Origin of the sequence: Paenarthrobacter sp. (genome assembly GCF_031180005.1) — a bacterium.
Classification (GTDB): Bacteria; Actinomycetota; Actinomycetes; order Actinomycetales; family Micrococcaceae; genus Arthrobacter.
This window is the reverse complement of sequence record NZ_JAPSHI010000014.1, coordinates 89,363-113,699: the sequence shown is the minus strand read 5'-3', so window position 1 is coordinate 113,699 and position 24,337 is coordinate 89,363. Positions and strand designations below refer to the sequence as shown.

The window sequence follows — 24,337 nt, the reverse complement described above, 5'->3', positions numbered from 1 at the left end:
GACGCTCATCCTTGGCCTTCTGGACCTTGGCAAGGGCAGCATCCAAATCGGTTTCGACCTCGTCCAGGTACCGCTTACCCACACGACGACGCAGGCGGGACTCATCCACGTCCACGATCAGGCAGGCGCCGTCGTTCAGGGTCACCGCCAGCGGCTGCGCACCGCCCATGCCACCACACCCACCCGTCAGAGTCAGCGTCCCCGCCAACGGGCCCTCCGTGGAACCAGCCGGAGCAGGTGCCGGGTGACGGCCCTCAGCAGCGAGCTTGTTCCCCACCGCGGCGAACGTCTCATACGTGCCCTGCAAAATGCCCTGCGTACCGATATAAATCCACGAACCTGCCGTCATCTGCCCGTACATCATCAGGCCCTCAGCCTCGAGCCGGCGGAACTCAGGCCACGTCGCCCAATCCCCCACCAGGTTCGAGTTCGCCAACAACACCCGCGGTGCCCACTCATTCGTGCGGAACACACCCACCGGCTTGCCCGACTGCACCAGGAGAGTCTCGTCCTTCTCCAAGGTCTCCAAGGTCCGGGTAATCGCATCAAACGCAGCCCAAGACCGCGCTGCGCGGCCGGTGCCGCCATAAACCACCAAATCATCAGGGCGCTCAGCGACCTCCGGATCCAAGTTATTCATCAACATGCGCAACGGCGCTTCCGTCTGCCAGGACTTGGCAGTGAGCTCAGTACCCCGGGCAGCCTTGACCGGGCGGGCTCCTGTAGTGAAATCGGCAGTCATTCTTTACTCCTCTAAAGCAACCAGCTAAATGAACCAGCAGGGATTTAGCCCAGGTCCTTGGTCTTGAGCCATTCCTTGGCAATTTCTCCGATGTCCTCGAACTTGGCCACACGTCCGTTCATCTTGATCAGGTCCTCAGTGGTGAGCGCAGCAGAGACCTTGTCCAGCGTTTCCTTGACGGTGTCGGTGGACTTCTTCTCGTTGATGACCGGCACGATGTTCTCCGAAAGGAAGAGGTTCTTGTTGTCCTCAAGTGCCACGAGGTTGTTCTCAGCCAACGCGGGATCAGTACTGAAGAGGTCGGCTACCTGTACCTGACCGGAAAGGAGAGCGTTCAGCGTGAGTGGCCCACCGGCGTCGAGCGCTGAAAATTCCTTGAACTCGAGGTTGTAGACGGACTTCAGGCCGGCAACTCCGTTGAGGCGGGTCTTCCACTCCGGCGGGCCGCCCAAGACAAGTTCCTTGGCGACAGGTTGGAGGTCCTCGATGGTCTTGAGGCTGTACTGATCGGCAATTTCCTTCTTCACGCTGAGAACATCCTTGTTCTCTGCTTCTGACGCGGTGAGCACGGTCAGGCCGGCGGGGATTTTGGTGGTCAGTTCCTTGGCAACGTCCTCGGAAGACACTGCCTTGGTGGCGGAGTCGAGGTACTGCAGGAGCGCGCCGCCGTATTCCGGCATGAGGTCGATGGAGCCATCCTTAAGTGCGGGGATGGTAACTTCGCGGCTGCCGATGCTCGGCTTCTCCGTGACCTCCACGCCCTTGGCCTTCAGAGCCTCAGCATAGATTTTGGCGAGGAGTTGGCTTTCAGGGAAGTCGGCGGACCCGACGATGATGCTGTCACCCGAGGAGCCGGCGGCGGTGTTGGACGTGCTCATGGGGTCCCCGCCGCCACAGGCGCTCAGGGTGATGGCAGCGACGGCTGCCAGGGTGAATCCGGTGAGGTACTTCTTCATGTCAACTCTCCTGTGATGGGTGCTGCAAGGCATGCAGCGGCCAGATGGGGTGGGTGGAGGTGAATCTTGTGCGCCGAATCCACGGCGCTGGTGTTGTTTAGACCGTGACGGGGGTCTTCACGGGTTCAGCCACAGTGGCCGACTTGATGGTGCGCCGGGTCAATCCGGGTGAGACAACGCGGCGGGTGATGAAAGCGAGAAGCTGGTCGAAGAACAATGCCAGCAGGGCAACAAGAACGGCGCCGGCCACCATTTGTCCGTAATCGTTCTGGGCCTTGCCGTCGATGAGGAGGCGACCCAAGCCGCCAAGCGAAATGTATGCGGCGATGGTCGCGGTTGAGATGATCTGCAACAGTGCGCTGCGGACACCGGACAAAACCAGCGGAAGTGAGCATGGCAGCTGGACATCCGTGAGGATCTTCATGGTACGGAAGCCCATGCCTTTTGCGGCGTCGACGGCGGCGGCATCCACCGCGCGAACGCCGGCATAGGTGTTGGTCAGGATGGGCGGAACTGCCAGGAGTACCAGCACGATGAGACTCGGAAGGACGTAGCCCATGCGGGAGGGGAAGGCTGGCGAAATGAGCAGGACCAGCAGGATCAACAAGCCTACGCTGGGAAGTGCCCGGAGGGCGTTGGCAAGGCCGGCGATCATGAACACGCCCTTGCCTGTCACGCCAATGTAGATACCCAGCGGCACGGCAACGATGGCCGCAATTACCAAGGCAATGAGGGAGTACAGGAGATGCTCAGCGATCAGGGTCGGGATGCCGTCTGCGCCGCTCCAGTGTGCGGGGTCGAACAAGTAGTTCACGATGCCACCACCTTGGGGGTCCACGGTGTCAGCCACCGGTTGATGAGGATGATCAGCCCGTCAAGGATCATGGCCAGGACCACGCAAAGCACAATGCCGGCGATGATCGGGGTGTAGAAACGGAGCTGGAAGCCCTGCGTGAAGAGTGAGCCGAGCTGCGGTATACCCAGCAGGGCGGCGACGGATACGAGGCTGACGTTGGAGACGGCGGCGACGCGCAAGCCTGCGCAAATCACCGGGACACCCACGGGAAGTTCAACTTTCAGGAGGCTCTGGTAGCCGCGATAACCCATGGCCTTGGCTGCTTGGACTGTGTCCTCGGGAACGGAATCGAGGGCATCCGCCACCACACGGACCAATAGGGCCACTGTGTAGATGGTCAGTGCGGCCACAATGTTGAGCGGGTCCAGGATTTTGGTACCCAGGACCAGGGGAAGGAGCACGAAGAGCGCCAGGGAGGGGACGGTGTAGAGCAGCCCTGCAACACCCACCAAAAGCGGGTAGATCCGTCGGCTGCGGTGCGCCCACCAGCCAAGGGGCAGCGCGATGAGCAGCCCCAGGATCAGCGGGGTAACGGCCAGCAGAACGTGCCAGCCGAGCAGGAACACAATGTTGTCGAATTGACGGCCCAGCCACTCGAAGTTCATCAGATCGTCTCCAGGTGTGGTTCGGCCTCGATGGCCTTGACCACGTCCGTTGCAGACACAGTCCCAATCAGTTCGCCATGCTCGTTGACAACCACACCGCGGCGGCTGGGCGAGGAGAGGGCAGCATCAAGCAGTTGCCGCATGGTTCCTGAAGCTGCTGCCGGGATCCCGCTGAGATTCAGGTTCTCCCGCTTCACCTCACCATTGAGAAGCTGTGTCTGAGCCCAACCGAGAGGCTTCCGGCCGCCGTCGACCACCAACACCCAAGCACCCAGCGCCTTGGCACGAGCCTCATCCGCAGAAGCACCGAGGTGAACCACAGCTTCTTCGCCGATAGCCACCGCGCCAGCTGTTTTCGTAAAGCCGAGCGAGCGGTAGCCGCGGTCACGGCCCACGAAATCGGCCACGAACTCGTCGGCGGGCGCAGTGAGTAGCTCTGAGGGGGACGCCATCTGCGCAAGCTTGCCGCCCACGCGCATCACGGCAACCTGGTCCCCGAGCTTAAGGGCTTCGTCAATGTCATGGGTGACCATAATGATGGTCTTGCCGATTTCGCGCTGAAGGCGAAGGAACTCCTCCTGAAGCTGCGCGCGTACTACGGGGTCCACGGCGCTGAAAGGCTCATCCATCAGCATGAACGCCGGATCAGATGCCAGCGCACGGGCAACACCAACGCGCTGCTGCTGGCCACCGGAAAGCTGCCAGGGATAACGTTTGGCGAAGCTCGCGGGCAATCCGACGCGCTCCATCAGTTCGAGTGCCTTGGTCCGGGCCTTCTGCCGGCTTTCCCCGAGCAGGAGCGGCATGGTGGAGACGTTGTCCACGATGGTCTTGTGCGGGAAGAGTCCCGCGTGCTGGATGACGTATCCGATCCTGCGGCGGAGCAACGCTGCGTCCATACCGGAGGTGGGCTGATCATCCAGGTAGATGGTGCCACTGGTGGGTTCGATGAGGCGGTTGATCATCCTCAGGGAAGTAGTCTTGCCGCAGCCGGAAGGACCAACAAGGATGGTCAGCTTTCCGGTGGGGGCTTCCAGGTTGAGGCCGTCGACTGCCACCGTCCCGTCAGGGTAGGCCTTGGTGACATTTTCAAATTTGATCATTACTTTTCCATGCTTTCCTGGGGCACATCATGGTTTCCGTCGGGTTCCACGAGGATGTTGCCGGCTACCTTCACCAGTTCCTCGCCAAATGTGTGGGCCTTCGCCTCGTCCAAGCGGTAGCTGGGCACCACGATGCTGAGGGCTGCCACTGTTCGGCCGCCGATCACAATGGGTGCGGCGACGGCCGTTATGTCGTCTTCAACGCCGCTGCGCACAATGGCGTAACCGCGGCCATTCTGTCCGCCTGTCAGCACCTTGCCAGCGGCGGACCCTTCCAGCGGGATGCTCCTGCCGACCCAACTGGTGTGCCGGACAGAGCGGGTACCTTCGACGATGGCGATGTAGATTCCGGTTTCCCCGGGACCGGGAATACTCAAGTAGCAGGACTCGCCTGTCTCAGCCACAAGCCGCTTCATGTGCGGCGTGCAAAGCGACACCAAGGATTCCTGTCCCAAGGCCAGCGCTCCCAGCTGAATGACACTAGCGCCGGGGCGGAAGTTGCCCCCGGGATCTCGCGTCACGAAGCCGCTGCCTTCGAGGGTGCGAAGGAGGCGGAGCGCGGTGCTGGCGGACAGGTCCACCACCCGTGCTGCGTCGCTGAGGCTGATGGAGCCGTCAGTACAGACTGCACTGAGGAGGGCCAGCGCCCTCTCGACTGTTCGGGTGGAAGAATCAGCTGCCACTGCCTGACCTGCTTTCAAGTGGTCTACATCACCATGTCTTGCCACTTAGTAAAAATCAATTTTCATCAAATGGCAAGAGATTTCTGAAGATTGCGGGGAGTTGCGGTTATGAGACACGCTGACCCTCACTGGGGACCATGCATGTTTCCACCATGTAAATACTCCTCCAGACCCTTGCCATGTAGTGGCATCTGGTTTTTACTTGGTGGCAGTCTTCAAACGGAGGAAAACGTGGAAACCGTCAATCAGCTCCTAGCCTCAATCCAGGATGTGGGCCGCGACGCGGTGCGCGGAGGCTACTCCAGGGCCGTCTATACAACTCCCGAACTCGACCTCAGGCAGTGGTTCATCGAGCAAGCCACACAGCGCGGCCTCGACGTGGAAACGGACCGGAACGGGATTATTTGGGCGTGGTGGGGAAAGCCCCAAGACGGCGCCCTGGTCACCGGAAGCCACCTCGACTCGGTGCCCGGCGGGGGTGCCTTCGACGGTCCGCTCGGCGTCGCTTCCGCGCTGGCCGCCGTCGACATCCTCAAGGCCCGCGGAGTCAAACCGCCGCGGTCCCTGGCTGTCACCGTCTTTCCGGAGGAGGAAGGCTCGCGCTTTGGCGTCGCCTGCCTGGGTTCGCGGCTCCTCACGGGTGCGATCGACGTCGGGAAGGCCCTGAATCTGCGCGACGTCAACGGCGACTCCTTCGCCGACGTCTCCAGTTCCAATGGGCTGGATCCCCGCCATATAGGCCCGGATCCGGAAGCCATGGCGCGCATCGGCGACTTCGTCGAACTGCACGTCGAACAGGGCAAGGGACTAGGGCAGGATGGTCCTGCCATCGCCGTCGGAAGTTCGATCCTGGGCCACGGCCGCTGGAAGATCAGCATCAACGGCCAAGGCAACCATGCCGGCACCACACTCATGGCAGACCGCGCCGATCCAATGGTCGCTGCCGCACAGATCGTCTTGGCCGTTCGGAACACAGCCGCCAAACAGCCCGACGCCCGTGCAACCGTGGGGCGCCTGACGCCCGTTCCGGGTGGGACCAACGTCATCGCCTCGCGCGTGGACCTTTGGCTGGACGCCCGACATCCCGACGACGCCGTGACCGCTCAACTCATCGAAGCAATTTACCGCGCAGCCAAGGACGTCGCCGCGGCGGAAGGTTGCACCGCGACCCTCACTGAGGAGTCCTACAGCGACACGGTGCACTTTGATGCCGGCCTGAGTCGTCGCATCACCAACCTTCTGCCGGGAGCTCCAGTGCTGGCAACCGGCGCAGGGCATGATGCCGGTGTACTGTCCGGCCACGTCCCCTCAGCGATGCTCTTTGTCCGTAACCCCAGCGGCATCTCACACTCACCCGAGGAGTACGTAGCCGACGAGGACGCCTCCGCGGGTGCTGTTGCGTTGGCCGATGTTCTGGAGGGACTCCTATGAGCACGTTCTGGTGTGAGACCGCCATCATCGCAGGCGGTCACGACGGCGGCACCGCCCTTCCGGAGGTAGCTACGGGCGTGCGCGTGAAAACTATCGATGGACGCATCTCGGCAATGGAAAGTGGTGCACAGGCCCAACCCGGCGACACGAAACTGATGGGCGTCGTCTTCCCCGCGGCTGCCAACGCCCATTCGCACGCCTTCCACAGGATCCTCCGCGGCAGAACGCATGACGGGCGCGGAGATTTCTGGGTGTGGCGGGAGCAGATGTACCGGAGCGCGTCGGAACTGACTCCGGAGAAGTACGAGAAGCTCGCCGCTGCAGTGTTCGCTGAGATGGTAGTGACAGGTTTCAGCAGCGTGGCCGAGTTCCACTACGTCCACCACCAACCCGGTGGAGCGGTGTACCCAGAGCCGCATGCCATGGAGTTGGCCCTTGCCCGGGCGGCAATGTCAGCTGGGATCCGCCTTACGCTTCTGGACACCTTGTATTTGACCGGTGGAATTGGCACCTCGCTCAGCCCGGAGCAGGCAAGGTTCGGGGACTCGGACGTGGAGGCCTGGCTGGCCCGGTTAAACTCACTCCGGACCGCCGTAGCAGAGGAGTTTCCACCAGACAAGGTGGCCGTAGGAGCCGCCCTGCATTCCGTCCGTGCCGTGCCCGAAGAGGCCCTGAAGGTTGTTGCCAAGCAACTCCCTGGCGACATTCCCCTTCACATCCACCTGAGCGAACAACCTGCCGAGAACCAAGCGTGCTTGGAGGCCTACGGCACCACTCCCGCGGGTCTTTTGGAACGCCACGGCCTCCTGTCTTCCAGGCTTTCCGCAGTCCATTCCACGCACCTGACGCAGCAGGATATTTCCTTGCTGGGGGCAGCATCAACCACCATCGTGATGTGTCCCAGCACCGAAGCCGACCTCGCAGACGGGATCGGCCCCGCTCGTGAACTTTCCGATGCCGGAGCCACGATCGCCTTGGGCACCGACCAACATGCCGTGATTGACCCTTGGATTGAAATGCGCACCTTGGAACACGGAGAACGGCTGGGTAGTGGGCAACGCGGAAGGTTCTCACCGGGGGAACTGCTGCAGGCCGCGACGGAAGGAGCATCTCGCTCCATGGCAACACCAGTCGCCTCGTCAGCACTGAGGGTTGGCGCGATTTGCGACCTCATGGTGGTCGATCCCGCTTCCACCCGGACCGCCGGATCCCGGCCCCTGCAATTGGCTTTCAGTGCGACGGCCAGCGATGTAACGGAGGTAGTCATCGCCGGTGAATTATTTGCGTCCCACGGGGTGCACAAGCGCCTCGGCGCGCCGGGAGACCTTCTGACTGCAGCACTCAGGGAATTCTCCTAGCGGCACCTTCAGCGCCCGCAGCTTGACGACGGCGGCACTCGACTTGGGTACAAGGGGCGCCGCCTGTCGTCGTGCTATGCGTTCAACTAATGGACTCAACAGCCCCGCCTAACGGACTCAGAGGGCATTCGGAGGCCTCCAGCAAACTCCCAGACGGCAGGCAGGCGGTACTGCGTTAATGATCTGAATACATGTCACGTCCGTCACTTGACTGGAACTTGGCGGATATGACGTGCCACACTGTGTAGCGCGAGTGCACCGGCGTCCCCGTCGGACAGCCGACGACGACCCGTACTTCGCTTCCCAAACCCCATTCCCCAAGGGAGACCCATGTCCAGTTCCAGCACCGAAGGCGCGCCCCCTGTTTCACGGAAGGTGATCGGCCTGGCCGTCGCCGGTGCAGTGGGCGGGTTCCTCTTCGGTTTCGATTCGTCCGTGGTCAACGGTGCCGTGGATGCGATGGCGGACGAGTTCGTCATGAGCGAGGCACTAACAGGCTTCGCGGTGGCCGTTGCCCTGTTGGGCTGTGCCGCCGGCGCCTACTTCGCCGGCAAGATTGCTGACCGGTACGGCCGCATCCCCGCCATGAAGATCGGCGCACTGCTCTTCCTGGTGAGCGCGGTGGGAACCGGGCTTGCGTTCGGCGTCTGGGACCTCATTCTCTGGCGGCTGGTGGGCGGCCTGGGTATCGGGCTTGCCTCGGTTATTGCCCCGGCTTACATCTCAGAAATTTCCCCACGGCATGTACGCGGGCGATTGGCATCGCTTCAGCAGCTCGCCATCACCACCGGCATCTTCGCAGCCCTGCTCTCCGATGCGGTGCTGGCCAATTCGGCCGGTGGTGCGGACGGGACGTTGTGGCTGGGAATTGAAGCCTGGCGCTGGATGTTCATCGCTTGTGCCTTGCCCGCCGCGGTGTACGGCTGGATCGCTTTCCGCCTGCCGGAGTCCCCACATTTCCTTGTGCTCAACGGCAAAGAAGACCAAGCCCGCACCATCTTCAACAAGCTCATCCCGGGCGATGACATCGAACGCCACATCCGCGAGATTCAGGAATCCATCCAGCAGGAAAAGCTCTCCACCAAGAAGGGCTCGCTCCGGGGTAACAGGTTCGGCCTGCTACCAGTGGTCTGGATCGGCATCATCCTGTCCGTGCTGCAGCAGTTCGTTGGCATCAACGTGATCTTCTACTACTCCACCACGCTGTGGAAGGCCGTCGGGTTCCAGGAAAAGGACTCCCTGACGATCTCCGTCGCCACATCCGTCACGAACATCCTGGTGACTTTGGTGGCCATCGCTTTGGTGGATAGGATCGGACGTCGCCCCATTCTTCTGACCGGCTCCATCGGCATGGCCGCGTCCCTCGGCGTTATGGCGTTAGCCTTCTCCTCCGCTGTTGGTACCGGCTCCGAGATCAGCCTTCCGGGCGCTTGGGGTCCGGTGGCCCTCGTGGCTGCCAACGTCTTTGTCATCAGCTTTGGTGCCTCATGGGGCCCGCTCGTATGGGTGCTGCTGGGCGAGATCTTCCCGTCGCGCATCCGTGCCCGGGCCCTCGGCCTGGCAGCCGCCGCGCAGTGGATCGCGAACTTTGCCATCACGCTCAGCTTCCCCATCATGGCGGCAGGTTCTTTGCCTTTGACGTACGCCATGTACGCAGCCTTCGCTGCGGCGTCGTTCTTCTTTGTCATGTTCAAGGTTCCCGAGACGAACGGCATGTCCCTGGAGCAGGCTGAAACGCTGTTCGTTCCCAAGGGCGCACCAGTAGCACCGCTGCCTGTGACTTCCGACGAAGCGAGGTAGCTCAAGAAAAGCCCGGCGGACTGGAACTGGTCCAAATTCGCCGGGCTTTTTTGTGGTTCGTCGGAGGGTTACACCAAGTGTGGTTCTTGGGATTTTAGGTAACCTCGTCCTCCGAAAGCGACCAAGATAGCGATAACCATGGCAACGGCACCAGCGAAAAATGGGACCTGCGGGCCAAAGTGCTCACCTAGCTGGGCTGCTGCGAACGGTGCAAGCGCGCCTCCCATCCAGCGCACAAAGTTGTAGCCGGCGGATGCAACGGGGCGCGGTGAATCAGAGACACCCATGGCCAGTTCCGTGTAAACCGTGTTGTTGATGCCCAGAAGGGCACCTGCCGCAATGACAAGCACGACGACGGCTGTCACCGAGTGCCCAGCGGCCAGCCCCAAGCCAATCAGGTCGAGCATCAGCGCCGCTAATGTTCCGGTCAGGACTTTGACGGCCCCGAACCGCTTCTGCAGCACGGGAGCCACGAACACAGAGAATACGGCAACAGCTATACCCCAGCCGAAGAACACTCCCCCGATGCCGTAGGCGTCCATGCCCAGGATGAAGGGGGTAAAGGCGAGAATGGTGAAGAAGCCGTAGTTGTAGAACAGTGCGCTGGCTGCTGTAGTGCGAAGGCCCTTATGCCCGAGAGCCAGCAGCGGATCCCTGAGGCTGGACTTCTTAGCGGGAGCCGGCGTTTTGGGCAACAATGCGAGCAGCGCGATGAAGGCCGCGGCCATGAGCACTGCGGTGCCGAAGAACGGCGCCCGCCACTGCCAGCCACCCAAAAGGGCCCCCAGCAAGGGGCCGAGCGAGATGCCCAAACCAAGGGCTGCTTCATAAAGGATGATGGCCGTCCCGGTACCGCCACTGGCCACGCCCACGATCACTGCCAAGGCGGTAGCAACGAACAAAGCGTTACCAAGACCCCAGCCCGCCCGGAACCCCACCAGTTGTTCAACGCTGCCGGAAAGGCCGGACAAAGACGCAAACGCCACGATGATCGCCAACCCGATCAGCAGGGTCTTCTTCCCACCGATCCTTGAGGACACGAATCCACTGATCAACATGGCGATCGCCGTCACCAGGAAGTAGCTAGTGAACAGCAGCGAGACTTCACTGGTGGATGCCTCAAGGTTCTTGGCTATAGCCGGAAGAATCGGATCGACGAGCCCGATGCCCATAAAGGCGAAAACGGCCGCAAGCGCGGTGGCCCACACCGCCTTGGGCTGCTTGAGGAAGGAAGCTCTTTCAGCTTCCAAGACGGTTTCAGTGGTTGTTTCGGCGCTTGCTGAAGCGTCAGCCAACTGGCGTGACATTCAATTGCTCCTGTAGGTGCTGGTTTGGTTAGTCGGTGCTGGTTTTCTTAGTTCTGGAACGAGTTGTTGAGCTTGGCGATCACGGGCAAAGCTGCGGCGAGCTGTTCAATCTCGTCGTTGCTGAGGTCCTGAAGCAACTCGGCCACCATCGCGTTGCGTCGCTGATTGGCGGAGTCGAGGGCAGACGTCCCGGCTTCGGTGATGACCACCTGTACGGCTCGTGAATCGTCGGGATCCTGCTGGCGGGTGACCAAGCCTGAACGCTCAAGCTTGATGATTTGCTCCGTAGCGCTGGGGACTTTGATGCCGAGGTTCTTGGCGATATCGCCCACGCGTAGACCGCCGTCGGAAATCATGGACAGCAGGCTTAATTGCGCGGCGGTAAGGTCACCTTCAGGATCAAGTCGCCGGAACATGTACACGCCGAGTCGTAGTGACTCACGAAATTCCTGTGCGATGTCAAGTAAGCGGGGATCATGGGAGCTCATATTTAGGAAGCCTAATAATTAGGGTGCCTAATAGTCAAGCCCTGGCGGACGAAGGGGTCTCCGCACGTGCCCAGGCAAGGGTGGTGCGGACGATCGGTAGCTATGCCCTGTTGGTGTGCTGACTTCCAGCGTGTGGACATCTTCGGCCAACTGCTTTGCCGTCCAGCCCGGGTTTTCCTTGGTGTGGTTGCATGCTTCGCAGAGCCCTGCGCTGTTGCTCACGGTTGTGGTTCCACCTGAATGCCACGGGACAACGTGATCGAGATGCCTGATGGGCGCGTCGCAATAGGGCGTGCGGCAGGTATCGTCCCGGACTTCGATAAAACGCCTCAACCTCGGTGGGAAGAGCCGCGCCTTGGAGTCCATAGTGATGAGTTCGCCCGTGGACGGCGCTGTATAGAGCCGGCGAAGCCACACGGTGAACTCCTCGTCCTGCTTTGGCGCCGGACCACCGCCCGTCGCGGACTCCCGTCCTCCTCCGGATGGGGCAGCCCCTCCAGCGCCAACAAGGGCTCTTGCCCACGCCGCCGGGACTATCCCGTAGCCCTTGAGTCGCGCCGGCTCGCTGTCCCCCTGCAGCAGCGTGCGGTCCGTCATGATGACCTCGAGGCCTACACCGCTAATCCCGCCGCGCCTCCCGGTGATGCGTTCGACGAGGGTATCTGCCATAACTTGTCCGCGAATCCGGGAGTCCCCACCAGAACGTGCCGAGTCTGCCTTGCGGGAAAGCGCGGCATAGACGGCAACCCCGTGAGCTACAGGAAGCAATGCAGTCAGGTATGTCATAGTGTCCGGCGCAGGGCGCAGGGTCACTGTTCGCTCCGTGGCAGCATGACTGGCACGCTGGGCAACGGAACGGGGATCGCGCCGGTAGGTGGCGGCTTTCGCGGCGTCGATGACTGCCTTGTCGCCGGCGCCCTCGAAGGTACCCGTGTCAGGTGCGAGTTCCTGGTCCACTGCCCACCGATCTTCCGAGGAGAGGCACGCTGTCTCTCTCACGAGCAACGAGGCGCGCCATTCGTTGAGCTGGCCCGATTCCAAAGCGGCCATAGTGCGAGGCATCTCAGTTACCAACGCCTTCGCCAGCCCAAGGAGACGGGATCCGCGGTTCGGTGATTCACGCCGGGCCAGTGCAAGCTGAGCGGCGACACCTTGCCCTTGCTCAGAATCGGGAACACCGGCAACTGCCTGCTCCTGCCGTTGCGCAAGATCCAAAGCCACCGCGGCACGGGCCTGGAGGCCGACAGCGGCCGACTTCAAGTTTTCGAGCCCACGGATTTGGTCGATCAGCTCACCGCTGCCGATACCGAGAGGGATGGCAGCAAGAAGTGTGCTGAGTTGAGAAACGCAAGGTACGGAGCCACCATCAGACCCAGCCCTCTCCCCGAGGGCAACTGCGGACGGATCAATCGCTGACTGCTCCCAAATCTTCTCCATGGCCCAACTCTTCCAGCAGCCCAGAGGCACAGTAAGGCGGGAACCTTCCTATGTGGAAAACGGCGAGAAGTCATCGTCCTACAGCGTGAGCTTCATGCCCTCGTGGCTCGCGACAAAGCCCAGCCGCTCATAGAAACGATGAGCCGAAACGCGGGACTTGTCCGTGGTGAGCTGCACCAGCGAGCAGCCACGCTCCCGGGCCTGGTCAATAGCCCATCGGATCATGAGCGCACCCACACCCCTGCCCCCGCGACACCTCAGAAACCCTAACCGCCTCGATCTGCGCCCGCCAGGACCCCTTGCGCGAGAGGCCCGGGATGTAGCTGAGCTGGAAGGTAGCCACAACATCGCCGTCGAGTTCGCCCACCACCAGAAGGTGTGAAGGGTCGGCGTCGATCGCGTCAAAAGCCCGCTCGTAGGGCGATAAATCGTCGGCACTTTCGCGGGTGGCGCCCAGCTGGTCGTCGGCGAGCAACGCGAGGATCTGCGGCAGGTCACCCTTCCGGGCGCGCCTAAGGGTGAAGTTCCCGCGCTCGACGGCGGCGGTGAACAAAGCGGGCACGGCACCGGATTGAGTACTCACCACCCCAGCTTGCCATCCGATAGAACACATCTAGAACTCAGTATTGCTAAGTACCGGTACCTAGTTTTACTATGTAGTGGTAGCTAGTAATACTGAGTAGCGAGGGAGGTGTCCGATGGGCAAACAAATGACGGAGATGCTCAAAGGCACATTGGAGGGCATTGTTCTGGCCCTCCTGACCGGAAAGGCAGCGTACGGGTACGAGATCACCACGCTGCTCCGGGAGCAAGGATTCACCGAGATCGCTGAAGGCACCGTGTACGCACTGCTGGTCAGGATCGAGCAAAAGGGGCTGGTGGATGTTGAAAAGCGTCCGTCCGAAAAGGGGCCGCCCCGCAAGGTGTACACGCTCAATGCGCAAGGCAAAAAGGAACTGAACGAATTCTGGAACACCTGGAGTTTCTTGTCCGGACGGATTGAAGAGCTCCGCAAGGAAGGAAATTAGCATGGCAGCGAAATGGATCGAACTCGTCACCGGATCACTTGAGCAGAAGAAGCAGTACAAGCAAGCCAAGGCCAGGATTAATGCCCTGCCTGAGCCCTACCTGACAGTGGCCACGGCCTTCAACCGGTATCTGATGTACTACGGCGGCGTCACTGAGGGCGACACCATGGTGCAGATGTTCACCGACCTGGCCGACCTATGGGAACGGGCCGCAATTGACGGTACGCCTGTGGGCGAAATCGTCGGCGAAGACCCCATCGAATTCGCCGAAAGCTTCGCCCAGGCCTACGGCGGTAAGCGATGGATCGACAAGGAACGCGAGCGCCTTACCAAGGCAATCGACAAAGCGAAGGAGGCGGGATAATGGCTACTTCGGCAATCCGCGTAAAGGGCATCGAGAAGTCTTACAAGGATCTTCACGTGCTCCGGGGAGTGGATTTTGAAGTAGAGCCCGGCACCGTCTTTGCCCTACTTGGCTCCAATGGTTCGGGCAAGACCACTATGGTGAAACTCCTGTCGACGCTGCTGAAAGCGGACGCCGGCTCGGCCGCCGTCGAAGGCTTTGATGTTGCAACAGAGTCACTCCAAGTGAGGCAGTCCATCAGCCTTACCGGACAGTTCGCCGCAGTGGATGAAGTCCTGACTGGCAAGGAGAACCTGGTCCTGGTGGCGAAGCTGCGTCACCTGAAGAACCCGGGCGGAATCGCAGACGAGCTGCTGGCGCAGTTCGGCCTCACCGAAGCAGGCTCCCGCAAGGTGGCCATGTACTCCGGAGGTATGCGTCGGCGCCTGGACATTGCCATGAGCCTGATCGGCGACCCGAAGGTGATCTTTCTGGACGAACCAACTACCGGCCTCGACCCGGAGGCCCGGCTGGAGGTATGGCAGATCGTCAAGAACCTCGCCAAGAAAGGAACCACGGTCCTGCTCACCACGCAGTACCTCGACGAAGCCGAGCAACTCGCGGACCGGATTGCCATCTTGCATGAGGGTCGCATCATCGCCAATGGCACCCTCGCCGAGCTCAAGCAGCTGCTGCCGCCGGCCAAGGTGGAATACGTGGAGAAGCAGCCGAGCCTGGAGGACATCTTCCTGGCCCTCGTGGGCACCGGCACCAATAACGGCGCCGAAGCGGCTAACAACGAGTCAGTAAAGGACAGGTCATGAGTACCCATTTCTTTGCAGATACCTCGGTCCTGCTGGGCCGTTCCATGCGGCACATCTTCCGGAGCGTGGACACCATCATCACCACTGCGATCACGCCGATCGCCCTGATGCTGCTGTTCGTCTACGTGTTCGGCGGAGCCATCAGGACCGACACCGAGAACTACGTGAACTACCTGCTCCCGGGCATTATGTTGATTGCGATCGCCTCCGGCATCGCTTACACGGCAGTCCGACTCTTCACCGACTTGCAGAGCGGCATCTTCGAGCGGTTCCAGTCCATGCCCATAGCACGCTCATCCGTTCTATGGGCCCACGTGCTGACGTCGCTGGTGGCCAACGGACTCTCGTTGTTGATCATCGTCCTGGTGGCTCTCCTCATGGGCTTCCGCACTTCGGCCAACGTGCTGGACTGGCTGGCCGTCGCAGGCATCCTGGCGCTGTTCACCTTGGCGCTCACGTGGATTGCGATCGTCGCGGGCCTCTCAGCCAAATCGGTGGATGGCGCCGGCGGGTTCTCCTACCCGCTGATCTTCCTGCCGTTCATCAGCTCGGCCTTCGTCCCCACGGAGACCATGCCGGGGCCGGTCCGCTGGTTCGCCGAAAACCAGCCGGTGACGTCAATCGTGAACACCATCCAGGACCTGTTCGCGCAACGCCCAGAGGGCGGCGATATTTGGGTGGCCTTGGCTTGGTGCCTGGGGATCCTCGCCGTCTCCTACGCGGTTGCCACAGCGGCCTACAAGCGCCAGATCGCCTAGCGATCAGAGCGGGCCAGAGACCCTTCATTGCCATGTTCTCTCTCCAGCAGATGTCCGAGGCTGAAACCGCGGCAGCGCGCTAACTCTGGAACACGCAGAGACTACGACGACGGCACCCGGGATTGGGTGCCGACGTCGGCGTTAATTCACATCACCCTCTGCCCCATGTCACCGCGGCTGTGACGGATTGGTGGGAACGCCCTGGGACGGCGGGTTGATCGGCGGGCCGGACGTTGCCGGGCTGACTGGTGAACCCGTACTGGTCCGGCTGACCTCGGGAGTGCTGGGCGACGTGGTCCCGCTGGGCTCAGCGCCGTTCTTGAGCGCATCAAGCCGGTGCTCCAGAATTTGGACGACCGGCAGCCTGTTGCCATGGGCTCGCTCGTAGCTGAGGAGTTGCTCGATCCCACCCTGGTCCAGACCTGAGATCCTGGACGGCAAGGTTCCACTGGGGATGTGATCGTAATCAGCCAAAGGCAGTTCATTGTGCTGAGGGGTGTCGTTCACTGAAGATACCTCCTGTTTTCCGCTGCCGGGCCACGGTCCGGTCCGGCGATCCACATCAGCGATGCTGCCAAGTTAGCAGCGTTTTCCCTCGAAAGTAAGGTTGCTGACCTTACCGAAGCAGGCGGGCAGGGACGTCAGGCGAAGTACACGCCGATACGGTTGCCGTCGATCTCCTCAATGCGGATGTCGATGTCGTAGACGTCGCGCAGCATCTCCGCACGCATGATGTTCGAGGGCGTGCCTTGATGGATGAGCCGGCCGTTTTTCATAGCCAGGATGGTGTCCGAGTAACAGGACGCGAAGTTGATGTCGTGGACCACCAGCACGATTGTCTTTCCGAGTTCATCGGCCAAGCGCCGCAGCAGCCGCATCATTTCCACGGAGTGCTTCATGTCCAGGTTGTTGAGCGGTTCATCAAGCAACAGGTATTCAGTGTCCTGAGCCAGCACCATCGCAATGTAGGCACGCTGACGCTGACCGCCGGAGAGCTCGTCCACGAACTTGTCCGCCATGGATGTGAGGTCCAACTGACGGATGGCCTCGTCAACGTGCTCGAGATCCTCAACCGTTGGCCGGCCACCGCTGTGCGGAAAGCGCCCGAACGCCACGAGGTCACGGACAGTCAGCCGCATGGTCAGATGGTTTTCCTGCCGGAGGATTGCCATGGTCTTGGCCAGTTCCTTGCTGGGCGTCGCCGTGACGCCCAGGCCGGCAACGGACACTCCCCCGGCATCCATGGGCTGCAGGCGGCTGATCAGGGAGAGCAGCGTGGACTTGCCCGCACCGTTGGGACCAATGATGGACGTGATGCCGCCGCGGGGAATTTCGCAGGACACGTCATCCAGCACGGTGGCTCCGCCGTAGCGCTTGGTCACGTTGCGGACGGTAATCATGGATAGACCTCAGCGATCATTTCAGCGAGCCTTTCAGCAACAAGTAGAGGAAGAGGATGCCGCCGGTGAACTCAATGATCACGCTCAAAGCAGTGGCGAAGCCGAACACCCGTTCCAGTAACAACTGGCCGCCCACCAGTGCGATCGCACCAATAAGGACCACGATCGGCAGCAGCCACGCATGCCGGAATCCACGGCAGAGCTGGTAACCGAGGCTGACAACCAAGAGCCCGAAGAACGTCACCGGCCCCACAAGAGCAGTGGAAATCGCCACCAGCAGCGAGCACGCGAGCAGCACCCGCATCACCACGCGTTTGTGATCGACGCCCACGTTGATGGCCACTTCACGGCCCAGCGCCAGCACGTCCAAAGTGTGCCGCATGCGCCACACAGCAACGCATACAAGGGCAATCAGCACAGCGGAAACTCCCAGCAACCCTGGATCCACGTTGTTGAAACTGGCAAAGAACAAGTCCTGCAGGATGATGAATTCGCTCGGTTCCATCAGCCGCTGCAGGAGCGAGGAGAAACCACGGAACAAGGTACCGAGCACGATTCCCACGAGCAACAGCAGGTGCAGCGATCGCGTGGCACCCGTGAACATCCACCGGTACAGGAATGCGCTGAACCCCACCATCAGCAGGATCTCCACCCCGAACTTGAGCGTGGATGGAGCGGTCGCCAGCGTCGCGGCACCGGCAACGAACGCCAAGGCGGTCTGCACCAGGATGTACAGGGAATCGAAACCCATGATGGACGGCGTCAGGATCCGGTTGGCCGTCACGGTCTGGAACAGCAGCGTAGACACGCCCACCGCTACGGCCACCAGCAGCATCGCGGACACTTTGATAGCCCGGCGCGGCAGCACGTATGCGATGTTGCCCTTGAGGTCGATCGTCAGGAAAACGGCAACAAGCACGACGGCGGCAATCGCCAAGATGGCGATCACCAGTCCCGGCGGGGTGCTCCGGATGGCTTCCCGCCACCGCATGCGGGCAGGAGCAGAGGGCGCCGGCGCCATGGACACGGGGTTTTCAGGCATTGCGTTTCCTCAAGAGCAGGAAGAGGAAGAGAATGGCGCCAAGGACTGACATGACCATGCCCACTGGCACCTCATAGGGGAATCGGATGGTCCTGCCGATGATATCGCAGACCAGAACGAATGCCGCTCCAAAAAGGGCTGTCCAAGGAACCGCACGGCGGAGGTTGTCGCCGAACAGCAAGGAGACGATATTGGGGACCACCAGGCCGAGGAATGGCACGGCACCCACCGTGGTAACCACAACAGCCGAGATCAACGAGACGATCATCAAGCCGAGCCGCATGGTGCGGGCGTAGTTGAGGCCCAGGTTGGTGGTGAAGTCCTGGCCCATTCCGGCAACAGTGAAGCGGTCAGCAGCAAAGAGGCCCACCAAGACCAGCACAGCCACGATCCACAGCAGTTCATACCGCCCACGGAGCACGCCGGAGAAGTCACCGATCATCCAGTTGCTGAGGGTTTGGAGGAGGTCGAAGCGGTAGGCGAAGAAAGTAGTGACGGCCGCAATGACGCCGCCAAGCATGATGCCCACCAACGGAATCAGCAGGGTATTGCGTGCCGGAAGCCTGCGGAGAATGGCCAGGAAGAGCGCCGTGCCCAGCACGGCGAACACAGAAGCCACCAGCATCTTGGTGAGGATGGGAGAGTCCGGGGCCAGCACCGTGACCACCAGGATGCCCAGTGTCGCAGACTCCACAGTGCCAACGGTGGACGGCTCAACAAAGCGGTTCCGGGCCATGAGTTGCATGATCAATCCGGCAACGGCGACGGCCATGCCGGCCAGGACCACAGCCAAGGTGCGCGGCACCCTGGAGACCTGGAAGATTTCCCAAGCACCGGCGTCGTTCGCCAACAAGGCGGGCAGTGAGACGTCACTGACCCCAACGAAGATACTGCCGACCGCGATCACAAGCACAACGGCAGCAGCCGCAACCAGGCGGGCGTTCTCGCCAGTCCGGTTGCGGCTTGCTGGTGCCGTGGGGCGCACGGCTGTAGTTGTCACGTCAGGATTTCAGGTGATGCGGTATCAGGCGACGGAGTCGGACACTGCCGTGACCATGGCCTGAACGTTGTTCAAGCCGTAGCCAACGATGTACCAGCCGGCAGGATCGAGGTTGACGATCTTGTTGTTCTTGGCGGCGTTGGTGGACTTCACGAGCTCGTTGTCCAGGATCGGGTTGGCGGTGGAGCCAGCAGTGCCGATCGCGGTGTCGCGGTTGATGACGTACAGGATGTCCGGGTTGGTTTCCTTGATGTATTCGAAGGAAACGGCCTCGCCGTGGGAGCCCTCGGTCTTGACGTCGGCGGCGGTCGGAACGCCCAGGACGTCATGGATGATGCCGAAGCGGGAGCCAGCGCCGTAGGCGGTGACTTCGCCGCCTGAGGTGAGGACGATCAAGCCTTTGCCGGCCGATGCGGCCTTGCCCTTGGTGTCCGCGACGGTCTTGTCTACCTCTGCGAGCCTGGAAGCGACTTCGCCTTCCTTCGTGAAGATCTTGCCGAGCTTCTCCGCCTGGGCCTTGAAGCTTTCCATGGGATTGGCAGCGTCAACCGAGAGGTCGATGGTCGGTGCGATCTTGCTCAGTTCCTCATAGGCGCCGGCGGTGCGGCCGGAGACGATGATGAGGTCCGGCGCGGCAGAGCTGACGGCTTCGAAGTCCGGCTCCTTGAGCGAGCCAACCTTGGCGTACTTGGCCTCGGAGAATTTCTTCAGTGCCTCCGGGTAGCTCGCTACGGGAACGCCAGAGGGTTCGACCCCGAGCGCGTTCATGGTGTCCAACACGCCGAGGTCGAAGGTGACAACCTTGGCCGGGTTCACGGGAACGTTGGAGGTGGAGCCCTGGGCGTGCTCGATGGTGATGGTGCCGGCTTCCCCGGGCTGCGAGGAAGCCGTTGCCCCGCCTCCACACGCCGTAACAGCCAGCAAGGCAGCGCCTGCAGCCAATGCCCCGATGTAGCTCGACAGCCTCTTTTTCACGCCAGCACTCCGCTCACTAATAAGTCATAGATCTGTTGCCTAATTGCTTTTTGACTCTATTAGTAAGGTGAGGCTAACTTCAAAACCGAAAGGCTCTCCAGTGGTTAAAAGTGACAGAACTCACTTGTTTTTCTACCACTGGAGAGCCTTTATGACTTTGCGTCGGAGTGTTTACGCTTCGGCCTGACGATCCTCCACGATCTTTTGGACCGCCGGGAACAGCGGGTGCGACGGCGTCAGTTCCGTGATGCGCTCGACGGCGGCAGTCGCGTCCAGTTCGGACAGCAAGTTGGCGAGCTCCACGGCTTCGTCGTCGCTACCGTCGTCGAAACGGAGGGCAGCCGACATCGCCTCGAGGAGGGCCACCGGCGTCACGCCACGCTCAGCCAACTCCGCGGCAGGGCCCACAAACCTGTCATGCCGGCTTAGCTTCCGCAGAGGCGCCCGACCTACACGATTCACCGTGTCCGGCAGATGCGGGTTGGTGAAACGGGACAGGATCTTCTGCACATACGCTTCCTGCTCGGCCTCCACGAACCCGTGCTTCGCAACCAACAGTTCCTTGGTTTCCTCCAGCACCGCCCGGACCCTCGCACCCACAGCCGGATCAGCCATGGCATCGGAGATCTTCTCCAAGCCTGCTGCGTAACCAAAGTAGGCCGCCGAGGCGTGCCCCGTGTTCACGGTGAACAGCTTGCGCTCGATGTACGGGCCAAGCTCGTCCACGAATGTGGCACCAGGGATCACCGGTGCGTCGCCATCAAACGGCGTGCGGTCAATGACCCACTCGTAGAAGGTCTCCACCGTGACATCCAGACCTTGGCCTGGCGCCTGATTGGGGACGATACGGTCAACCGCCGTGTTGGCGAAAACCGCGACGGCGTCCAACTCCCCGGCGGAATCGTCCCAAGCGGCCCGGATCTCCGTGTGGAGGAGATCCGTGGCGTTGATGGCGTTCTCGCAAGCCATGACCTGCAGAGGTGGCAAGTCTGCGGGCCGGGCAGCCAGCCCGCGGGCAATCACCGGTGCCACGAACTTCAGAATGTGCGGCCCCACAGCAGTGGTGACAACCTCCGCCGTCGAGATTTCCTCCACAACAGCGGCTTCCTGCGAACCCGAGTTGAAAGCGCGGAAACCGGTCACGGTCTTGACCGCCGGGTTCTCGCCCACCTCATGAACGTTGTAGCTGCTGGCCGACGCGAGCTGGCTGATCAGCGCATCCGCAACATCCGCGAATACCACCTCATAGCCGGCCTCGTGAAGCAGCAACCCCACGAAGCCGCGCCCGATGTTGCCTGCCCCAAAATGGACTGCCTTCACTATGCGTTGACCTTTCCGAACAGCTCCAAAACTTCGTCAACCGTGGTCGCTTCCTCCAGCTGGGCCACCTGAGCCTTGTTGGTGAAGATCTTTGCGATGGAGGAAAGGATGTGGAGGTGCTCATTGTTGATGCCAGCGACGCCCACCACGAACTTCACTTGCTTGCCGCCCCAGTCGATGCCCTCCGGGTAGCGGATGATGGACACCGCCGAGTGGTTGATGTGCTCCTTGGCATCATTGGTGCCGTGCGGGATGGCGAGGAAGCTGCCCATATATGTGGACACGGATTCCTCGCGCTCGTGCATGGCGTGGACATAGCTGACGTCCACGGCGCCGCGATCCAGCAGGAGCTTTCCGGCCTCGTCGATCGCTGCGTCACGATCGGTTGCAGTGCCGTTCAGGACAACGCTTTCGCGGAGCAGGACGCCTTTGCCTTCGGCGGCGGCAGCCGGCTCAGCGGCATGCGCCCCGTGCGTGGCGGCTACTGCCGCCTCGACCGCGCTGTCTGCGTGGGCGGCAGCAGGGCCTTCGGTGTTGCTGGTCTTCACCAGTTCCACGATTTCGTCGTACTTGGGGCTGTTCATGAAATTGTCCACCGAGTAATGCACCGCGCTGGACGTGCGTGGCTGTGCACGTTCGGTCAGGTCCTGGTGCGTGACCACAACGTCGAACGTGTCGCTGAGGTTCGCGATGGCAGAGTTTGTGACCTTCACATCCGGGAAGCCAGCGGCCTTGATTTTGTTGCGCAGCACCGAGGCACCCATGGCACTGGAACCCATGCCTGCGTCGCAAGCGAACACGATGTTCTGCACAGGGCGGGTGAGGACGGCGCCGCCTTGGGCACCGGCGTTGGTACCGGTGAGCGCCGAGGAGACGGAGCTCTTCTTGCCCTTCATGGACTCCATACGGGATGTAGCTGCGGAGAGGTCGTCCTCGCCCTTGTTCTTTGAGGTCCGCAGGATGACCGCGGCAATGAGGAAGGACACTGCCGTGGCCAGGACGACAGCGAGAATCACGCCAACGTAGCTGTCTCGGGACGTCTGTGCCAAAACCGCGATGATGGAACCCGGCGCGGCAGGTGCAACCAGGCCGGAATTGGTGATGGCCAGGGTAGCGATGCCCGTCATGCCACCGCCGATGGCAGCCAGGATGATAATCGGCTTCATCAGGACGTACGGGAAGTAGATTTCGTGAATACCACCGAGGAAGTGGATGATCGCGGCACCTGGAGCCGAAGCCTTCGCGGCGCCACGGCCAAAGAACATGTACGCCAACAGGATGCCCAGGCCCGGGCCGGGGTTGGCTTCAAGCAGGAACAGGATGGACTTGCCCTGTTCCAGCGACTGCTGGATGCCCAGCGGAGTCAGCACGCCGTGGTTGATGGCGTTGTTGAGGAACAGGACCTTGGCCGGCTCGATGAATATGCTGGTCAGTGGCAGCAGGCCGTTGTTGACCAGGAACCCGACAACTGCGCCGGCGCCGTCCGTGAAGCGCTGGACTACCCAGGAAAGGCCGTAGAAGCCACCCAGCGCCAACAGCGCGCCCCAGATACCGGCCGAGAAGTTGTTGACCAGCATCTCGAAACCGGGGCGGATCTTGCCGTCCCACAGGGCATCGATCTTCTTCATGGTCCAGGCACCCAGCGGGCCCATGATCATGGCCCCGATGAACATCGGCGCGTCAGTACCTGCGATGACTCCCATGGTTGCAATGGCGCCGACCACGCCGCCGCGGACGTCGTAGACCATCCGGCCACCTGTGTAGGCGATCAGGATCGGAAGGAGATACGTGACCATGGGGCCGACGATGCCCACGTTGGGATCACCCTCGGCGTTCGTGCCGAAACCACCCAGTTCCGCAACTGGAATCCAGCCCTTCTCGATGAACAGGGCCGTGATGAGGCCCCAGGCGATGAAGGCGCCGATGTTGGGCATGATCATGCCGGACAGGAATGTTCCGAACTTTTGGACACCAACGCGCACGCTGGTGCGGGGCTTCGCAACTGTCTCTGTTGCCATGTGAATTCCTAACGTGTGTCCCGCGGCGGCGCGGGGTCAGTCGATATAGATCGAGAGAGCGCAGCCTTTAGGAGCTGCTGGAAATGCGGTGAAGCCATTCAAGGAAGAGCTTCAGTTCAGAGCTGGAAAGTTGGTCCGAATGCGAGGCCTGCAGTGCCGCATTCAGGGCGATTGCCGCAACAACTACGGACGACTTGCCGGAGTCGTCCCCTGCGGCGCCACGGGCGGTGTCCGTGGAGACGGCGAAAATCATGGAATCCCGGGTCATGGTTGAGAGCTCGAGATTCCGTTCCTCCACCGGTTCTGCGATCAGCATGAGCGTGACGCCCACGTTGGCCGCCAGGATGCTCCGCGCCGCTTCCCGGGGCGGCACATTGATCTGTCCGGCGATAGCGGCTTTGTTCAGCATTTCTTCCAGAAGCGCTTCAGCATCGGCCACGATTGCCGGGCGACTTTCCGGCCTGATATTGCCGAACATGACCAAATAAAGATGGGGTTGGCTCAGCCCGAACTGGACGTGGTTGTCCCACATCCGCCGGACGTCTTCCAAGGGCTCCCCGGACGGTGCAAAGTCCCGCTCCCCCGCCACGTACTCTTCAAAGCCGGCTGATACGACGGCGTCGAACAGGCCTTCTTTGTCGCCAAAGTGGTGGTAGAGCGTTGGCGCCGTGACCCCGGCAAGCTTGGTGATCTGGCGCGTCGAGACCGCTGACCCCTCCGAATTCGCCAGCAATTCGGCAGCTGCGCGAAGCAACCGAATTTTAGGCGGAAGCTGGTCATCGAAACTCATAACCGCTACCCTAGCATCTATAGCGTTGCTATATGAAGTGGCTCACAAAGGAATTTTGTAGGCTAGTTTTCGA

At 61.4% G+C, this 24,337-nt stretch carries 23 protein-coding genes and 2 pseudogenes; 7 read left to right on the top strand and 18 right to left on the bottom strand.

Annotated elements, in window-relative coordinates:
- From RIF72_RS12210 to RIF72_RS12185, 6 genes and pseudogenes are all read right to left on the bottom strand, one after another.
- Positions 1-742: pseudogene (locus RIF72_RS12210) on the bottom strand (urocanate hydratase); the annotation flags it as partial.
- A gap of 44 nt (positions 743-786) precedes the next feature.
- A complete protein-coding gene (locus RIF72_RS12205; RefSeq protein WP_309075147.1) occupies positions 787-1,698 on the bottom strand; it encodes an ABC transporter substrate-binding protein in 912 nt (303 codons plus the stop codon).
- Positions 1,699-1,795: 97 nt separating this feature from the next.
- A complete protein-coding gene (locus RIF72_RS12200) occupies positions 1,796-2,548 on the bottom strand; it encodes an ABC transporter permease (RefSeq protein ID WP_309075146.1) in 753 nt (250 codons plus the stop codon).
- A complete protein-coding gene (locus RIF72_RS12195; protein ID WP_014923069.1) occupies positions 2,509-3,159 on the bottom strand; it encodes an ABC transporter permease in 651 nt (216 codons plus the stop codon). Before RIF72_RS12195 ends, RIF72_RS12200 begins: the two co-directional genes overlap by 40 nt.
- Positions 3,159-4,262, bottom strand: a complete 1,104-nt coding sequence (locus RIF72_RS12190; protein WP_091463662.1) for an ATP-binding cassette domain-containing protein — start codon at positions 4,260-4,262, stop codon at positions 3,159-3,161. Before RIF72_RS12190 ends, RIF72_RS12195 begins: the two co-directional genes overlap by 1 nt.
- Positions 4,262-4,990, bottom strand: a complete 729-nt coding sequence (locus RIF72_RS12185) for an IclR family transcriptional regulator (protein ID WP_375164220.1) — start codon at positions 4,988-4,990, stop codon at positions 4,262-4,264. The genes RIF72_RS12190 and RIF72_RS12185 overlap by 1 nt, the downstream gene beginning before the upstream one ends.
- 186 nt (positions 4,991-5,176) lie before the next feature.
- Here RIF72_RS12185 and RIF72_RS12180 point away from each other — a divergent pair, with 186 nt between their 5' ends.
- The 3 genes from RIF72_RS12180 (at position 5,177) to RIF72_RS12170 (ending at position 9,534) form a co-directional block, all read left to right on the top strand.
- On the top strand, positions 5,177-6,376 hold the full coding sequence (locus tag RIF72_RS12180) for an allantoate amidohydrolase (protein ID WP_309075144.1): 1,200 nt from the start codon (positions 5,177-5,179) through the stop codon (positions 6,374-6,376).
- Entirely contained in the window at positions 6,373-7,734 is a 1,362-nt protein-coding gene (locus tag RIF72_RS12175; protein ID WP_309075143.1) for a formimidoylglutamate deiminase, read from the top strand. The genes RIF72_RS12180 and RIF72_RS12175 overlap by 4 nt, the downstream gene beginning before the upstream one ends.
- Positions 7,735-8,064: 330 nt before the next feature.
- Positions 8,065-9,534 (top strand): sugar porter family MFS transporter, encoded by a 1,470-nt coding sequence (locus RIF72_RS12170; protein WP_309075142.1) that lies wholly within the window; start codon positions 8,065-8,067, stop codon positions 9,532-9,534.
- A 68-nt stretch (positions 9,535-9,602) separates the two neighbouring features.
- On the opposite strand, the gene RIF72_RS12165 is transcribed toward RIF72_RS12170, so the two are convergent.
- The 4 genes and pseudogenes from RIF72_RS12165 to RIF72_RS12150 all read right to left on the bottom strand — a co-directional run bounded on the left by RIF72_RS12165 (position 9,603) and on the right by RIF72_RS12150 (position 13,379).
- Positions 9,603-10,841 carry an MFS transporter gene (locus tag RIF72_RS12165; protein ID WP_309075141.1) on the bottom strand — a complete coding sequence of 413 codons (1,239 nt, stop codon included), beginning with the start codon at positions 10,839-10,841 and terminating at the stop codon, positions 9,603-9,605.
- Between the two features lie 47 nt (positions 10,842-10,888).
- Positions 10,889-11,329, bottom strand: a complete 441-nt coding sequence (locus tag RIF72_RS12160) for a MarR family transcriptional regulator (RefSeq protein ID WP_309075140.1) — start codon at positions 11,327-11,329, stop codon at positions 10,889-10,891.
- 27 nt (positions 11,330-11,356) lie between these two features.
- On the bottom strand, positions 11,357-12,766 hold the full coding sequence (locus RIF72_RS12155; RefSeq protein ID WP_309075139.1) for an HNH endonuclease: 1,410 nt from the start codon (positions 12,764-12,766) through the stop codon (positions 11,357-11,359).
- A gap of 78 nt (positions 12,767-12,844) precedes the next feature.
- Positions 12,845-13,379, bottom strand: a pseudogene (locus tag RIF72_RS12150) (GNAT family N-acetyltransferase).
- Between the two features lie 85 nt (positions 13,380-13,464).
- Between RIF72_RS12150 and RIF72_RS12145 the strand changes: the two are divergent.
- From RIF72_RS12145 to RIF72_RS12130, 4 genes are read left to right on the top strand one after another with little or no spacing between them, the layout of a single operon-like run.
- Positions 13,465-13,794 (top strand): PadR family transcriptional regulator, encoded by a 330-nt coding sequence (locus tag RIF72_RS12145; protein ID WP_309075138.1) that lies wholly within the window; start codon positions 13,465-13,467, stop codon positions 13,792-13,794.
- Position 13,795: 1 nt separating this feature from the next.
- Positions 13,796-14,158 (top strand): DUF1048 domain-containing protein, encoded by a 363-nt coding sequence (locus RIF72_RS12140; protein WP_309075137.1) that lies wholly within the window; start codon positions 13,796-13,798, stop codon positions 14,156-14,158.
- Complete coding sequence (locus tag RIF72_RS12135; protein ID WP_309075136.1) at positions 14,158-14,961, top strand: ABC transporter ATP-binding protein; 804 nt, start codon at positions 14,158-14,160, stop codon at positions 14,959-14,961. The genes RIF72_RS12140 and RIF72_RS12135 overlap by 1 nt, the downstream gene beginning before the upstream one ends.
- On the top strand, positions 14,958-15,719 hold the full coding sequence (locus RIF72_RS12130) for an ABC transporter permease (RefSeq protein WP_309075135.1): 762 nt from the start codon (positions 14,958-14,960) through the stop codon (positions 15,717-15,719). Before RIF72_RS12135 ends, RIF72_RS12130 begins: the two co-directional genes overlap by 4 nt.
- 168 nt (positions 15,720-15,887) lie before the next feature.
- Here the strand turns inward: RIF72_RS12130 and RIF72_RS12125 are convergent, their stop codons facing one another.
- From RIF72_RS12125 to RIF72_RS12090, 8 genes are all read right to left on the bottom strand, one after another.
- Complete coding sequence (locus RIF72_RS12125) at positions 15,888-16,226, bottom strand: hypothetical protein (RefSeq protein WP_309075134.1); 339 nt, start codon at positions 16,224-16,226, stop codon at positions 15,888-15,890.
- A 134-nt stretch (positions 16,227-16,360) separates the two neighbouring features.
- Positions 16,361-17,119 carry an ABC transporter ATP-binding protein gene (locus RIF72_RS12120; protein ID WP_309075133.1) on the bottom strand — a complete coding sequence of 253 codons (759 nt, stop codon included), beginning with the start codon at positions 17,117-17,119 and terminating at the stop codon, positions 16,361-16,363.
- Positions 17,120-17,135: 16 nt separating this feature from the next.
- Entirely contained in the window at positions 17,136-18,161 is a 1,026-nt protein-coding gene (locus RIF72_RS12115) for an iron chelate uptake ABC transporter family permease subunit (RefSeq protein ID WP_309075132.1), read from the bottom strand.
- Positions 18,154-19,161 (bottom strand): ABC transporter permease, encoded by a 1,008-nt coding sequence (locus tag RIF72_RS12110; protein WP_309075131.1) that lies wholly within the window; start codon positions 19,159-19,161, stop codon positions 18,154-18,156. The genes RIF72_RS12115 and RIF72_RS12110 overlap by 8 nt, the downstream gene beginning before the upstream one ends.
- 24 nt (positions 19,162-19,185) lie before the next feature.
- Positions 19,186-20,136 carry a siderophore ABC transporter substrate-binding protein gene (locus RIF72_RS12105; protein WP_309075130.1) on the bottom strand — a complete coding sequence of 317 codons (951 nt, stop codon included), beginning with the start codon at positions 20,134-20,136 and terminating at the stop codon, positions 19,186-19,188.
- 171 nt (positions 20,137-20,307) lie between these two features.
- Complete coding sequence (locus RIF72_RS12100; protein WP_309075129.1) at positions 20,308-21,456, bottom strand: mannitol-1-phosphate 5-dehydrogenase; 1,149 nt, start codon at positions 21,454-21,456, stop codon at positions 20,308-20,310.
- Complete coding sequence (locus RIF72_RS12095) at positions 21,456-23,474, bottom strand: PTS mannitol transporter subunit IICBA (protein ID WP_309075128.1); 2,019 nt, start codon at positions 23,472-23,474, stop codon at positions 21,456-21,458. Before RIF72_RS12095 ends, RIF72_RS12100 begins: the two co-directional genes overlap by 1 nt.
- Before the next feature lie 67 nt (positions 23,475-23,541).
- The gene (locus tag RIF72_RS12090) at positions 23,542-24,264 is read right to left on the bottom strand and encodes a TetR/AcrR family transcriptional regulator (RefSeq protein WP_309075127.1); all 723 of its coding nucleotides are present in this window, start codon (positions 24,262-24,264) and stop codon (positions 23,542-23,544) included.
- Between the last annotated feature and the right edge of the window lie 73 nt (positions 24,265-24,337).